The sequence below is a fragment of the Thiogranum longum genome (assembly GCF_004339085.1).
In the GTDB taxonomy this organism is placed as follows: domain Bacteria; phylum Pseudomonadota; class Gammaproteobacteria; order DSM-19610; family DSM-19610; genus Thiogranum; species Thiogranum longum.
This window is the reverse complement of the sequence record NZ_SMFX01000001.1, coordinates 2,770,750-2,785,157: the sequence shown is the minus strand read 5'-3', so window position 1 is coordinate 2,785,157 and position 14,408 is coordinate 2,770,750. Positions and strand designations below refer to the sequence as shown.

Below are 14,408 nucleotides of genomic sequence, written 5' to 3'. Positions count from 1 at the left end.
AACTCTTTGAAGGGTTAATCAGACGTTAAGGTATACCCAGCCTTCGCTTAGCCGGTTGAGGATATGCTCCAGCGCCGATGGCGTCACATTGACGTCCGGCAGGAGTTTCACCTGGGTCGTGCCACCTTCGATTTCACGCGCATGATCGATGGCGTCCTGGCAGGCCAGGAAAGTCAGGTTGATGTAGCGCTGTTGCAGTTCATGCACGCGGTCTGCGTAGGGTGAGTAGCCTGCACGCAGCATGCGGATCGCACTGGCATTCGCCACGATTTCGATTTCAGCGCCATCATCACCATAGGTTTCCAGCAAATGTTCGGCGGTCGTCAGTGCCTTGCCGAACTTGTCGGTGCTGGAGGTGTTCAGGTGCACGATAATGCGCTTGCTGCCCTGCTGTGCAGTCACCTTGTTGATATCGGTATTCTGGAACGCATTGTGTTCGTCCCAGTACATGGCGTGCAGTGACGTGTCCGCAGCATCTTCCGCCGGTTGGTGAATGACCCAGCCCAGCATGCCGCCCAGTCCGAGCAGCAATGAGGCGGCCAGTCCCTGGGTCCACCGGCTCATGCGGCGGGTGGTGGCTTTGCGGTACTGCTCGATTTCCGGTGGGTGGTCGTAGGCGTGCCTGACCAGCTCACCCAGCCGGCGCAGCTCACAGGCCTGCTGGCTGAGTTCGCGATCCGCATTGAGCGCCTCGAAGACTTCGTTTTTGCCAGCGGCATCCAGTTCGCCATCAATAAAGGCGTTGAGTGTTTCGTCTGAAATTTCGTTTCTGTTCATTTCACTGTCCCAATGTGGCAGACATTGTCCGGGTCCTGCCGTATTTCATCATTCAGTAATTTCGCCTTGAGCGCCTTGCGGGCGCGTGATAAACGGCTCATCACGGTACCGATTGGTACATCAAGGATTCCGGCAACTTCAATATAAGTGCAACCCTCGAGATCGACCAGCGAGATCACCTGGCGCTGCCCCATAGGCAGGTGCTCGATGGCACGTCGCACGCTATTGATGATCATCTGTCTATCGTGACAAAGCTCGGGCGTGTCCTTTTCGATCAGGATCACGTCATCGATATCCACCGTGTCGCGACTGCGGCGGAAATGGTCCCGCCAGCAATTGCTCAGAATCCGGTACAGCCAGGCGCGCAATGTTTTCGGGTCACGTAGCTGGCCACTGTTCTTCAGTGCCTTGGACATGGTTTCCTGTACCAGGTCATCCGCCAGCGCCGGGTTGTGGCACCATGAGTAGGCGATACGGTATAAATTTTCCCGGTAATCGCTCAGCTCTCGCTTGAACTGGCGGTTTTTGCATAAGTTTGATATCACGGGCCCACCATGGGTTGTCTGGTAATAATGTAAGACGCAAGGTTATGTCGATTATTCCCTGCCGTTATACGCGTTCTGGCTGCGTTTGAGAGGCGATCGCGTTACTCTAGCATCGTGGCGCGAAAAATAAAAAAACCTGCACAGACAGCCCCCTGGGCTGATTTGCCGGAAATCCTGCGTGATCTGGCGAAGCAACGCTGGGAGAGGTACAGCGCGGCTGCAGAGGCAGAAAATGCGCGCCAGACGCGCGATCCGGCCCTGCAGCGCTGCCAATGTCGTTTATTTGCCATCAGTGAATTTGTGGCCGACCTGTGTATCAGGCGTCCGCAGCGGGTCGTGGATTTGCTCGACAGTGGTGACCTGTTGGCTGATTCCTGGCCCGGGGTCCTGTCGGCGCGGGTGAGAGAGAAACTGGAGGGCTGCCCGGATGAGCCAACGCTGAGGCGGGTTCTGCGCCAGACCCGACAGAGAGAGATGCTGCGCATCGCCTGGCGTGACCTGGCCGGTTGGGCGCCGCTACAGGAAACGCTCGCCGATCTGTCCGACCTGGCCGACGCCTGTATTGCGGGTGCGCTGGAGCGGCTCAACGACTGGCAAGCCGCTGAAACCCCGCCGCCGTTGCGGGAAAACGGCCGCCAGCCGGTGTCGCTGGTGGTGCTGGCGATGGGCAAACTGGGCGCACACGAACTGAACTTCTCCTCCGATATTGATTTGATATTCACCTACCCGGATGCGCGCCCGGCACGCAAGCGCGGTGCGCTCAGCCCGGAACAGTACTTCACCCGCCTGGGCCAGTCGCTGATCCAGGCGCTGTCCAATCACGATGCCGATGGTTTTGTGTTCCGCGTCGATATGCGCCTGCGCCCTTACGGCAGCGCCGGTGCGCTGGTGTGCAGTTACGAGGCGCTGGAAGAGTATTACCAGTCGCAGGGCCGTGAGTGGGAACGCTATGCCATGATCAAGGCGCGCCCGGTCAGCGGCGATGCCGAGAGCCAGCGTGAACTGATGGAATTACTGCGGCCGTTTGTATTCAGGCGTTACCTGGATTTTCAGGCGTTCGATGCATTGCGCGACCTCAAGCGCCAGATCCGCAACGAGGTCGAGCGTCGCGACCAGCAGGACAACATCAAACTGGGGCCGGGTGGTATTCGCGAGATTGAGTTCATTGCACAGGCCTTCCAGCTGGTGCATGGCGGGCGCGAGCCACGGCTGCGCCAGCGTCGTGTGCTGGATGTGCTGCCGGCGCTGGTGGACCTGAAGCTGTTACCCGGGCCAAGTGCTGCGCAGCTGGAATCGGCCTACCACTTCCTGCGCCGCAGCGAGAACCACTTGCAGGCCCTGCATGACAGCCAGGTTCACCATCTGCCCGAATCCGAGACTGAGCGCGCTCAACTGGCCTTGTCGATGGATTACCCGGACTGGAAACGCTATGTGGCCGCCCTGAACGGGCATCGCCGCCGGGTTGAAACACAGTTCGAGCGGGTCTTCGATTCACCACAGCATGAAGCCCCCGACGAGGATGATCCGCTGCGCAACCTGTGGCTGGAACGCTGCAACCGCGACGAAGCGTTGCAGTTACTGAAGGAAACCGGCTACGACGATCCGGAGGAGGCGTTGCGCCGCATCAACCAGCTGCGCCAGGGCACGGCACCGCGCCACCTCGGCGTGCAGGGCCGCGTGCGGTTCGATGCCCTGGTGCCGATGGTGTTGGGTGCCGTGGCGCGCCAGCCCGAACCCGCCTGTGTGCTGGGTCGGCTGGTCAATGTGCTGGAGCATATTGCCGGGCGTACGACCTATCTCGCGCTGTTACAGGAGCACCCGCTGGTGTTATCGCAACTGGTGCGCCTGTGCGCGGCCAGTGCCTGGATCGCGGACCAGATCGCCCGTTTCCCTATGCTGCTGGATCAATTGCTCGACCCGCGCAGCCTGTATACGCCGCTGTCACGCAACGAACTGGAGGTCGAGCTGGAGCGCCGCTTCAGCGATATCGAGCACTCGGACCTCGAGCTGCAGATGGACCGTCTACGCCAGTTCCATCACGCCATGGTGCTGCGTGTCGCCGCCGCCGATATTGCCGGTGCTGCAAAAGTCATGGTGGTGAGCGATGAATTGACGGCTATCGCCGAAGTGGTGCTGGAAAAGGTACTGTCCATCGCGCGGGCAGAAATGCGGCGTCGTCACGGTGAGCCGCGCTGCAGGGTGCGGGGTAAACAGCGTCCTGTAGCGTTTGCCGTGATTGGTTATGGCAAGCTGGGTGGTATCGAACTGGGCTATGGGTCCGACCTCGACCTGGTATTCCTGCACGACAGTAGTGGTAGTGTGCAGCGTACCAATGGCCAGAAACCGGTCGATAATGCGGTGTTTTTCACCCGTCTTGGGCAGCGCATGATTCATATGCTGGAGACGTTCACCTCGGTGGGGGTGCTCTATGAGGTGGATATGCGCCTGCGCCCGTCAGGGAATTCGGGGATGTTGGTCAGCAGTGTCGAGGCATTCGAGGATTACCAGCTCAACGAGGCCTGGACCTGGGAACACCAGGCGCTGGTGCGGGCGCGGCTGGTGGCGGGAGACCGTGCACTGGAAAAACCTTTCGGCAGGGTGCGTGAGAAAGTGCTGGCGGCGTGCGCGGATCAGCCCGACCTGTGTGAGCAAGTGCGCGACATGCGTGAGCGTATGCGCCAGGAACTGGGCTCCGCGGGCTCGGGGTTTCATCTCAAACAGGACCCGGGAGGTATCGTTGATATCGAATTTATGGTGCAATACCTCGTCCTGCGCTGGAGCAAGGCCCACCCGGCACTGCTGGGTCACACCGACACCATCAATCTGCTGAAGGTGCTGGCGAGGGAAGGCCTGCTCAAGTCTGCGTATGCCCAGATCCTGATCGAGGCCTACCAGCAATACCGCAGCGTCCTGCACCGCCTGACGCTGGCAGAGGCGCGGCCGGTCATCGAGGATGATCGGCTGGAGCGGTTGCGCAACAAGATCGTGAAACTATGGCGCGAGTTGATGGAAGAGTGACAGTAATTAACCTGTCATTGCGAGCGCAGCGCGGCAATCTCCTGAAATCTGGCGCCAGGCCAAAGAGATTGCCGCGCTGCGCTCGCAATGACGAAAATATTTGAAGGAGAAGTTCGATGTCGATGGCCGATCGTGACGGTGTCATCTGGTATGACGGAAAAATGTGCCCCTGGCGTGATGCGACCACGCATGTGCTCACCCACACCCTGCACTACGGCATGGGTGTGTTCGAGGGTGTGCGCGCCTACGATGCCGAGCAGGGCACGGCAATTTTCCGCATGCGGGACCATACCGACCGGCTGTTCCGTTCTGCGCATATCCTGCAGATGCCCATGCCTTTCGACAAGGACACCATCAACCAGGCGCAGCTTGATGTGGTGCGTGAGAACGGTCTGAGTTCTGCTTACCTGCGGCCGATGTGTTTTTACGGTTCCGAGGGTATGGGTATCCGCGCTGACAACCTGAAGGTGCACGTGATTGTCGCAGCCTGGGAGTGGGGCTCTTACCTCGGCAAGGAAAACCTGGAAAAGGGTATCCGTATCCGCACCTCGTCCTATACCCGCCATCACGTCAACATCACCATGTGCAAGGCAAAGGCCAACGGTAATTACATGAATTCCATGCTGGCCTTGCAGGAAGCGCTGACCTGCGGTTACGACGAGGCCATGCTGCTGGATGCCGAAGGCTATGTGGCGGAAGGTAGTGGCGAGAATATCTTTATTGTGCGTAATGGCGTGTTGTATACCCCTGACCTGACTTCCGCGCTGGAAGGCATCACCCGCGAAACCATTATGACGCTGGCTCAGGAGCAGGGGTTGGAGATCCGCGAGAAACGCATTACACGTGATGAGGTCTATGTGGCGGATGAGGCTTTCTTTACCGGTACGGCCGCCGAAGTGACGCCAATCCGTGAAGTGGATAACCGCACCATCGGTAACGGTGGTCGCGGCCCGATTACCGAAACACTGCAGACCCTGTATTTCGACCAGGTGCACGGCCGTCGTGAGGATTACCCCGAGTGGCTGTCGCTGGTCGGATAAACGGAGGATAAAAATATGCCCAGTCCCAATACCGCGGCGGATGCCGAAGGCAGCAAGCGCTATATAGAAGCCAATGCCGAGAACTGCTACGAGGTCACGCGTGATGATTTGCCGTTGCACTGTCCCATGGATGGCATGACCCTGTGGAACTCGCACCCGCGCGTATACCTGCCCATCGAAGCCACCGGCAGGGCAAAGTGCCCTTACTGTGGCGCTGACTACATTCTCAAGGACTGAGCGGCCGCTGACGGTCGTAATATCCCGTGCAACGCTGTGCCAGCGAACCGTTCGTCCTGTGGCGGTTCAGTGACGGCAAGCCAGGCCATGATGCACAGAGTGCAGGGCTGGTACAGGCATTACAGGCGCGCTGTGAGATCGATGTTTATGAGCTGAAGGCCGAGCGGCGGGCAGCAGCGTTGGGTGCCTGGCTGACGGGACGTTACAATGCCGGTTATGAATTGCCCCGGCCTGATCTTTTGATTGGTGCCGGCCATGCGACCCACTGGCACCTGTTGGCGGCGCGCCGTGCATTTGGTGGTCGTGCAGTGGTGCTGATGCGCCCCGGTTTACCTGGCGCACTGTTTGACCTGTGCCTGATTCCCGAACACGACCAACCCGTTGCAGCCACCAATGTGCAGGTGACAAGTGGTGTGCTGAATACGCAGATCCGTTCGCAGAACAGATCACCTGATCAGGGTTTGATATTGATTGGTGGCCCATCACCGCACTACCGCTGGCAAGACAGTGAAGTACTGGCGCAGATCGATACGCTGCTGGTGGCGCGACCAAAGCTGGAATGGCGCGTACTGGTGTCACGTCGTACCCCCCGGTCGTTCACGGCCTTGCTGGGAGAAAGAGCAGGGCTGACGTTATTGTCGCCGGGCGAGTCGCATAACCCTGTAGCAGAAGCATTGGCAACTGCCGCCGAGGTGCGAGTGAGCGAAGACAGTGTATCGATGATTTATGAAGCGCTCACCGCCGGCGCGCCGACCGGATTGCTGTCCGTTACGCGGCGTGCCGGTAACCGTATAACAGCCGGTGTCGACAGGCTGGTGGCGCGTGGCTGGGTGGCTGCGCCCGGCGACTGGCAAACGCCTCCCGCCGCCCCGCCACTCGACGAGGCGGGACGCAGTGCAAAATGGATCGTGGAACAATGGCTGAACGGAAACTGACAATTCTGCAATTGTTACCGGCGCTGGAATCCGGCGGTGTCGAACGTGGCACGCTGGAAATCGCCCGTGGTCTGGTGAAAGCAGGTCATCGTTCCATGGTGGTATCCGATGGTGGTCAGCTGGTCAGCCGTCTGACCGGACAGGGCAGTGAACACATACGCTTGCCGGTCGGTCACAAGTCGGTGTGGAGTCTGCGGCTGGTATCCCGCCTGCGCCGCTTGATGGTGGAAGAAAAAATCGACATTGTGCATGCACGTTCACGTTTGCCGGCCTGGCTGGCCTGGCTGGCCTGGCGTGGTATGCCACCGGAGCAGCGGCCAGGTTTTGTGACCACGGTGCACGGTTTGTATTCTATTGGACGCTACAGCCGCATCATGACAAAGGGCGAGCGGGTGATAGCTGTGTCGGAGTCTGCACGTCGCTATATTCTCGATAACTACCCGAAAACAGACGCTTCGCACATTCGCGTGATAGCGCGCGGGATCGATCCCGATGTTTACCCGTTTGGATTTCGCCCGGGCGATTCATGGATCAACCGCTGGTACCAGGATTATCCCTTCTTGCTGGAACGCCAGGTGTTGACGTTGCCGGGACGTATCACGCGGCTGAAAGGACATGCCGACTTCCTGCACATGCTGGCCAGTCTCGTACAAGACGGTCTGCCGGTTTATGGTTTGATTGTCGGCGGGGAAGACCCGCGTCACAGGGCCTATGCTGACGAGTTGCAGCACACGGTAAAAAAACTCGGCCTGGACGGGCGGGTGACTTTTACCGGTCACCGGATGGATTTACGCGATGTGTTGTCGATGTCGAACCTGGTGTACTCGCTGTCGCGTAAACCGGAATCATTCGGTCGTACCGTGTGTGAGGCGCTGAGTCTTGGTGTGCCGGTGGCAGGTTATGACCACGGTGGCGTCGGCGAAACCCTGGCCCGCGTCTACCCGTATGGACGGGTACCCGCCGGTGATGTAAAGGCATTGACTGCCACCACGCGAAAGTTGCTGGAGCAGCCACAACAGGTTGACCCGGCAGCCTTCACCAGTGTTCAGGATATGGTGGACAGTACGCTGGCGGTATACCGCGAGGTCGCGCCTTAGTGGTCATTGCGCTTTGGAGTATACCGGTTCTGATCGCGGCCTGGTTCTCCTGGCGTTATGCGTGGTGGCGCCCGACGGTAGACACACATTACCCGCGGATTCTGATGTACCACATGATAACCGACCCGGTGGCCGGGGCACGCTTCAACGGTCTGCGTGTTTCGCCATCGAGGTTCGAGCAGCAGCTGCGCTGGCTCAGGGACAATGGCTGGCAAGGTTTTACCGTAAGCGAGCTGGTGGATCGCGGCGCTGATCTGCCTGACAAAGCTGTTGCGATTACGTTCGATGATGGATATGCCGACAACGCCACTCAGGCATTGCCGTTACTGCAACGCTATGGCTACAAGGCAACCCTCTACCTGGTCATCGACCGGCATGACCGTGACTGGTCGAGGTCGCGTAAGGCGCACCACGACGGGGATGAATTAAAAGCTGTTCCGAAGTTAAGCGACGAGCAGGTCGAGGCGCTGCTTGCTTCGGGGTATTTCGAGCTGGGCGCACACACGCTGACGCACGCCAACTTTCTCAATCTGGACGATGCAGCCTTGCAGCGCGAGCTGACAGAATCGAAGCATCAACTGGAGCAGCGCTTTGCCGTGCCGGTGCGCAGTTTTGCCTATCCCTTCGGTTTATATCGACCCGGGCAGGTCGCGTTGGTAAAAGAGGCGGGCTATGACAATGCGGTCACGGTGCGTGAGGCTGCCGATGACCCGGCAAGCTGGGAGCCGCTGGAACTGGCACGAATCAAGATCAGTGGTCGGGATAGCATGCTGGCCTTTCGCCAGCGGATGCGAACGGGCCGGCGTGGTGTCTGAGCGCAAGCGCGTCTGGTTGTTGTCCGACGGTCAGCCGGGCCATGACAGTCGCTCGCAGGGGATAGTGCATGCGCTTGCCGAGGTTATGCCGCTGGACGTACAGGTGGTTGAGCTCAAAATGCGCATGGGTCTGGCGCGGAACGCATTACGCTATCTGTTGAACCACACGCATGGCCCGCTCCCGCCCGGACTGCTGAAACTGTTCTATCGTATGAACAGCTTGCCGGAAGGACAATGCGATCTGATAGTTTCTGCCGGCGGCAAGACGTCTTTCGCCAATGCCTGGCTGGCAAGGCGAAGCGGCGCAAAAAATATCTTTGCCGGCACCCTGCGCCGTTTGCAGGCTCGCCAGTTCAGTGTGGTGATGACGCTCGAGCCTGTCCCCGGGGCAAACAACAATCTTGTTGTCCCGCTGCTGCCAACGACGATTGACCTGAAGTCGGTCGCCGAACAGGGTGAGTGCCTGCGCAAGGAACTGGCGGGTGACGGGCGGCGCTACTGGCTGATGTTGCTGGGTGGCAAGGGGGCGGGTTACGGGTACCGACAGCGCGACTGGATGTACATCGCGCGCATCATGAATAGGCTGGCAGACAGGCATGGAATTCGCTGGCTGCTTGCCACATCACGACGGACCGGTGCAGTCGGGGAGCAAATGCTCAGACGTTATATCAATACAGACTGTCTTGCGCGGGCCTGCTGGAGTGAGAGTGGTGAAAAATTTCAGGCACAGGCCTGTCTTGGCGCATCAGACCAGGTGTTTGTCACTGAAGACAGCATGACCATGTTAACCGAGGCCATGTCTGCGCAGCGCCCCGTGTACAGCCTTCGTCCCGAACACGCCCTGCCGGACAATCGTTATGAACAGGCGCTGTTGAACTATGTTGACGCCGGACGTTTGTGCCGGCTTTCGCTTGCCGAACTGGTGGAGAGGCCAGAGTTATTCGATGAGCGTCGTTATAGGCCGGAGCACTTGCCTGATAGTCAGTTGGGAAAGGACCTGGTGTGCAGGCTGGGATGGTCGGTAAACTGATTCCCGCTGTCTTTCCCTCACTCCACCGTCATTGCAAATGTAGTCCCCCGTCATTGCAAATATAGTACCTCGTCATTGCGAGCGCAGCGCGGCAATCTTTTTGAGACTGGTGCCAGTCTGAAGGAGATTGCCGCGCTGCGCTCGCAATGACGAGGGGTCGGTTGTTGTTATGCGCCGGGATATGTCAGGAATAGGGATAGGATTCTCCTGCCGGCCGTGTTTTGAAGCGCCGGTGCACCCACAGGTACTGTTCAGGCATTTCACGTATAACGCTTTCCAGCAGGGCATTCAGGCGCGTGGCGTCCTGTACGTTGTCAGTGGATGGAAAAGCTTCCAGCGCCGGGCACAGGGTAAGCAGGTAGCCGCTATCGTCCGGCAGACGTGACGGGTAAAAAGGCACAATCGCTGCACCGCTGATTTCTGCAATACGCGACAAGGTGGCGAGCGTCGAGGCCTGTACGCCGAAAAAAGGTGCAAATACAGACTGGTTGCCACCGTGGTTCTGGTCGGGTGCATACCAGACCGGCATGCCGGCTTTCAGGCTGGCCAGCAGTCCGCGCATGTCATCGCGGGCAATGGCTTTGTCGAAACGACGTTCGCGTGACGTGCGCATCACGGATTCAAACAAGGGATTCTTGTGTTGACGATACAGCACATGAAACGGCGTGTGCAGGGCGAGCAGCCGCCCGCCCAGTTCCAGTGTAGTGAAATGCGCGCTGAGCAGGATAACCCCCCGGCCTTGTGCGCGCGCCGCTGCGAGGTGTTGCAGGCCAACCAGGCGGGTAATGTCTCGCAGTGGTTTTTCACGCCCCCACCAGCACAGCGCGGTTTCTACAATGCCGCAACCCAGTGACTCAAAGTGCGCCTTCAGCAGGGCGTTGCGTTGCAGTGGCGTTTTTTCCGGAAAACATAATGCCAGGTTGACGTCGGCGATGTGCCGGCGTTGCCGGGCCAGGTGTCGCGCCAGCCGGCCGATCAGGCGGCCAATACGCATCTGCCAGCGATAGGGCAGGAGGATAACGAGGCGCAGTAACCCGAACATAAGCCAGGTCGGCCAGAAACGTGGCGCAAGGTAGCGAAGGGAGAAACTTGATGGTGGTGTTGGCACGACGGCCATTGTAACAAAGCGGGCGGCTGTTATGATCGCAGCGTGCTGCGCCTTTATACCTTTCTTTTATATCTTGCCTTGCCGTGGGTTCTTTTGCGCGCAGGCTGGCGTGGTTTTTCTCGGCCGGGCAGCCGGCGACACTGGCAAGAACGTCTGGGCTACATCAGCAAGCCAGCCGGGAATGTGCCTGTAACCTGGTTGCATGCCGTGTCAGTGGGCGAGGTGCGCGCCGCTGCACCACTCATAGAGGCTCTGCTGCAGTCTGATCCACAAACGCCGTTGCTGATAACGACCACAACCCCGACCGGGCGTGAAATGGCAAAGCGGTTGTTCGGCGAACGTGTCAGCTATGCATACCTGCCCTGGGACTTGCCGTTTGCGGTCCGGCGGTTTCTGGCACACGTCAGGCCGGTAAAAGCCATCGTTATGGAAACCGAGCTCTGGCCAAATCTTTTTCGTGCCTTGAAGCGGCGTAACATTCCGCTCTACCTGGTCAATGCCAGGCTTTCGGATCATTCACTGCGGGGCTATCGTCGCGTGCCCTCGCTGGTGAGGGAAACACTGGCCTGCGTGACAGGCGTTGCGGCACAGAGCGAAACCGATGCCGAACGGTTTGTACAAATCGGTATGGCCGCGCAAAAGGTGATCCAGGCCGGAAACCTGAAATACGAAATCGATCTGCCGGCTGACTATGAGCAGCGGCTGGCGTGTTTGCGCCAGCGTTTTAACGGGCGCGAACCGGTCTGGGTTGCCGCCAGTACACACGCCGGAGAGGAAAGCATGGCGCTCGTGGCGCATGAGCAGTTACTGGAGCGCTACCCGGAAAGCGTGCTGTTGCTGGTACCGCGCCATCCCGTTCGGGCTGCCGAAGTGGCCGGCCTTTGCCAGCGCGCGGGTCTGGCCGGGGTGTTGTACTCCGGTCTGGAAGGTGATGCACAGGCGGCGGGTTGTGAACCGGATCAGGCGCTGAATGCAAGCCAGGTCGTGGTGGTGGATGTACTGGGTGAGTTGACGTATCTCTATGGACTGGCGCCGGTGGCCTTTACAGGTGGCAGCCTGGTAGCGCACGGCGGACATAACCCGCTGGAAGCGCTGCAGGCAAATTGCGCTGTGATTACCGGCAGCCACACCGGCAACTTTGCGGATATTTACCGGCAGCTGGAAATGGCCGGTGCCGTAACCCGGATAGAGGGAAAAGGCGCGCTGGCCGGTGAGCTGGAGAAAGTGCTCGGTGACAGTGAATTGCGCCAGCATCAACTGACGGCAGGTCGTCAGGTGCTGGACAGGAATCGTGGCGCACTGGCGCGAGTGATGGCCTTGCTGGAGGCAGACGCCGACTCGACAAACTGATTCGTCGCTTTACACCAAGCCGTCATTGCGAGCGCAGCGTGGCAATCTCCGTCAGTCTGGTGCCAGGTCAAACAGATTGCCGCGCTGCGCTCGCAATGACGACAATGCAGCGGAAATAAAGTGTAGTTTTTCCTGGTCTGTCACTCGGAAGCAGGCGTGAGCGTGCGATTGACTTCGACCAGGTCGTCACGTGCCAGGATACCGGTTGCGCGTTTCAGGCGCAGCTGGTCCACCACATACTGTGAACGTGCGCGCGCATAGTTGAGTCGTGCCAGGTAGTGTTCACGCTGCGCGTTCAGCACATCGACGATGGTACGGGTTCCGACTTCGAAACCGGCCTCTTCCGCTTCGACCGCGACACGGGTGGACTCCAGTGATTCACCCAGTGCCCGCACCTGGGCGATGTCGGTGCGGATGCCGCGCCAGGCATTACGTGTGGCCAGCTCGGCAGCGCGTACCGCTTCCTGCAGGCGCTGGGTGGCTTCTTCGAACTGGCTGCGTGCCTGGCGGGTGCGCGAGCTGACCGAGCCACCCTGGTAGAGTGGTATGTTGAGTTGGACGCCGATTTCGCTGTCCTGCCGCTTGATGGGTGCGATACCACCAAAGTTAACATCCTGGTAGCTCGCACTGGCGTTAAGGTCGAGTGTCGGCAAATGTCCGGCGCGCTGGCGACGCATTTCCTGTCTGGCGGCTTCACTGGCAGCTTCTGCCGACAGGACCTGCAGGTTCTGCTGTTTTGCCTGGGCGATCCAGTGTTCCGGTGAATCGGGATCGGGGCGAACCAGTTTCAGGTCCTCGCGCAGCAGGTCAAGCTTGTCGAAGTATTCCCCGGTCAGTTCGCGCAGGGCATCACGGCTGCCTTCCAGTTCGCTGACAGCGCGAATTTCCTGGCTGACGGCAATGTCGTAGCGCGCCTGTGCGGCCTTGACGTCGGTAATGGCAATCAGTCCCACATCAAAGCGCTGTTTTGCCTGATCCAGCTGGCGGCCTATGGCGCTTTTCTCCGCCTGGGCAAATTCCAGGTTGTCCTGTGCGTCGAGAACGGCAAAGTAGCGTTCCGCCACATCGACCATCAACGTCTGCTGTGCCGCAGCATAGTCGGCTTCTGCAGCGGCGATGGTGCTGTCAGCCTGTTTCAGTGCAATCCAGCGGTCGTAGCGAAACAGCGGCTGGACCAGGTTGATGCTGGCCTGTTTGTCAGTGCTGTAAGTGGCATCCTGCGAAGGGTCAGTGTTCTTGAAGCGTGAACGGCTCATTGAGGCGCCCGCGTTCAGGTTTGGCAACAGCCCTGCGAAGGCCTGTGGATGACTTTCCCTGCTGGCATCCAGGCTTGCGGCGGCAGCCGACAGTGTGGGGTTATTGCGCGCGGCAACCTCATAGACAGTTATCAAGTCGGCGGCGCTGGCAAAACGGCTTGTCAGCAGTAGAAACACAGATAGCAATAGTATTTTCATTGGCACTCAGTAGGTAGGCATCTGGCAATCGACATCTTTTGCCCAGGCAGCGATACCGCCGGACAGGTTGATGACATTGCTGAAACCTTCACTTTCCAGGAAACGGCATACCACACGACTGCGGATACCGTGATGACAGATGACGACAATTTCGTCATCGCTGTTTAACATATGAATGTGTTCGCCGATCTGGCGCATGGGCACCAGGGTCGAGCCCTCGATGCTGACCTTGTCGAATTCCCAGGGTTCACGCACGTCGAGTAGCAGCGGTTTGCAGTCCGCATTGCACAGATAGGCACTCAGTTCACCGGCGCTGAACTCGCGCATGTTCAGAACCTGAACGCCTCGGGTTGCGGGGCGTTGATCAGTGGCGGAAGGGAAATCTCGAACAGGCTTTCCTCGTTCCATTCCTGCTCACCGGTGCGGGTGATGAGCAGCGCCTGCATGATCGGCGGCTTGCCGACAATGACGAACAGACGGCCACCCGGGGTCAGCAGTTCGTGAAAGCCGTGATGCAGTATCGGTAAAGAACCGGTCACGGCAATGGCATCAAAGCGCTGTGGTGTATCCAGCCCGCTGGCGGCATCGGTGTTCTCGAACGTGGCGTGGTTAATGCCGTGCTGCTCGAGTTTGCTACCGGCTTGTTCGATGAAGTCGGCAAAAATGTCGACCGAATGCACGCTGCCGGCCAGCTTTGCCAGGCAGGCGGTGAGGTAACCGCTGCCGGTACCGATCTCCAGCACGCTGTCGGTGGGTTTCAGCAGCAGGCTTTGAAGCAGCCGGCCTTCCAGCTTGGGCGGCATCATCACCTGGTCGTGCGCCAGCGGTATGCTGATATCGGAGAAGGCCAGCGCGTGATAACGCTGCGGCACGAAATTCTCGCGCGGTGTAGTGGCGAGTGTTTCAAGTACCTGATCATCAAGCACATCCCAGGGACGGATCTGCTGTTCGATCATATTGAAGCGGGCTTCTTCCAGATTCAGTGCATTCATCAGGGTTATT

The 14,408-nt window shown here is 59.1% G+C and carries 14 protein-coding genes; 8 read left to right on the top strand and 6 right to left on the bottom strand.

From position 1 onward, the window contains the following. Window positions 1-18: 18 nt before the first annotated feature. Both DFR30_RS13545 and DFR30_RS13540 read right to left on the bottom strand, forming a co-directional pair. Window positions 19-777, bottom strand: coding sequence for a hypothetical protein (locus DFR30_RS13545; RefSeq protein ID WP_132974125.1), 759 nt, complete (start codon window positions 775-777; stop codon window positions 19-21). Further along, window positions 774-1,322 (bottom strand): RNA polymerase sigma factor, encoded by a 549-nt coding sequence (locus DFR30_RS13540; RefSeq protein WP_132974123.1) that lies wholly within the window; start codon window positions 1,320-1,322, stop codon window positions 774-776. The genes DFR30_RS13545 and DFR30_RS13540 overlap by 4 nt, the downstream gene beginning before the upstream one ends. Before the next feature lie 114 nt (window positions 1,323-1,436). Between DFR30_RS13540 and glnE the strand changes: the two genes are divergently transcribed. From glnE to DFR30_RS13505, 7 genes are all read left to right on the top strand, one after another. Continuing rightward, entirely contained in the window at window positions 1,437-4,340 is a 2,904-nt protein-coding gene (gene glnE, locus DFR30_RS13535; RefSeq protein WP_165869217.1) for a bifunctional [glutamate--ammonia ligase]-adenylyl-L-tyrosine phosphorylase/[glutamate--ammonia-ligase] adenylyltransferase, read from the top strand. Window positions 4,341-4,456: 116 nt separating this feature from the next. Then, complete coding sequence (locus DFR30_RS13530; protein WP_132974119.1) at window positions 4,457-5,380, top strand: branched-chain amino acid transaminase; 924 nt, start codon at window positions 4,457-4,459, stop codon at window positions 5,378-5,380. A 15-nt stretch (window positions 5,381-5,395) separates the two neighbouring features. Next, on the top strand, window positions 5,396-5,617 hold the full coding sequence (locus tag DFR30_RS13525; RefSeq protein WP_132974117.1) for a zinc-finger domain-containing protein: 222 nt from the start codon (window positions 5,396-5,398) through the stop codon (window positions 5,615-5,617). 26 nt (window positions 5,618-5,643) lie between these two features. After that, window positions 5,644-6,552 (top strand): mitochondrial fission ELM1 family protein, encoded by a 909-nt coding sequence (locus DFR30_RS13520; RefSeq protein WP_207891907.1) that lies wholly within the window; start codon window positions 5,644-5,646, stop codon window positions 6,550-6,552. Then, on the top strand, window positions 6,534-7,649 hold the full coding sequence (locus DFR30_RS13515; protein ID WP_132974115.1) for a glycosyltransferase family 4 protein: 1,116 nt from the start codon (window positions 6,534-6,536) through the stop codon (window positions 7,647-7,649). The genes DFR30_RS13520 and DFR30_RS13515 overlap by 19 nt, the downstream gene beginning before the upstream one ends. 104 nt (window positions 7,650-7,753) lie before the next feature. Continuing rightward, on the top strand, window positions 7,754-8,464 hold the full coding sequence (locus DFR30_RS13510) for a polysaccharide deacetylase family protein (protein WP_132974113.1): 711 nt from the start codon (window positions 7,754-7,756) through the stop codon (window positions 8,462-8,464). Further along, a complete protein-coding gene (locus DFR30_RS13505; protein ID WP_165869216.1) occupies window positions 8,457-9,494 on the top strand; it encodes an ELM1/GtrOC1 family putative glycosyltransferase in 1,038 nt (345 codons plus the stop codon). The genes DFR30_RS13510 and DFR30_RS13505 overlap by 8 nt, the downstream gene beginning before the upstream one ends. A 184-nt stretch (window positions 9,495-9,678) precedes the next feature. Here the strand turns inward: DFR30_RS13505 and lpxL are convergent, their stop codons facing one another. Then, window positions 9,679-10,611, bottom strand: coding sequence for an LpxL/LpxP family Kdo(2)-lipid IV(A) lauroyl/palmitoleoyl acyltransferase (gene lpxL / locus DFR30_RS13500; RefSeq protein WP_132974109.1), 933 nt, complete (start codon window positions 10,609-10,611; stop codon window positions 9,679-9,681). Window positions 10,612-10,644: 33 nt separating this feature from the next. Between lpxL and waaA the strand changes: the two genes are divergently transcribed. Next, window positions 10,645-11,952, top strand: coding sequence for a lipid IV(A) 3-deoxy-D-manno-octulosonic acid transferase (gene waaA / locus DFR30_RS13495; protein ID WP_132974107.1), 1,308 nt, complete (start codon window positions 10,645-10,647; stop codon window positions 11,950-11,952). A 140-nt stretch (window positions 11,953-12,092) separates the two neighbouring features. Here the strand turns inward: waaA and DFR30_RS13490 are convergent, their stop codons facing one another. Genes DFR30_RS13490 through DFR30_RS13480 form a run of 3 tightly spaced genes read right to left on the bottom strand, consistent with a single transcriptional unit; the run spans window position 12,093 to window position 14,398 of the window. Beyond that, a complete protein-coding gene (locus DFR30_RS13490) occupies window positions 12,093-13,406 on the bottom strand; it encodes a TolC family outer membrane protein (RefSeq protein WP_132974105.1) in 1,314 nt (437 codons plus the stop codon). Window positions 13,407-13,412: 6 nt separating this feature from the next. Beyond that, on the bottom strand, window positions 13,413-13,733 hold the full coding sequence (locus DFR30_RS13485) for a rhodanese-like domain-containing protein (RefSeq protein WP_132974103.1): 321 nt from the start codon (window positions 13,731-13,733) through the stop codon (window positions 13,413-13,415). Between the two features lie 2 nt (window positions 13,734-13,735). Continuing rightward, window positions 13,736-14,398 (bottom strand): protein-L-isoaspartate O-methyltransferase family protein, encoded by a 663-nt coding sequence (locus tag DFR30_RS13480; RefSeq protein WP_132974101.1) that lies wholly within the window; start codon window positions 14,396-14,398, stop codon window positions 13,736-13,738. Window positions 14,399-14,408 lie beyond the last annotated feature (10 nt).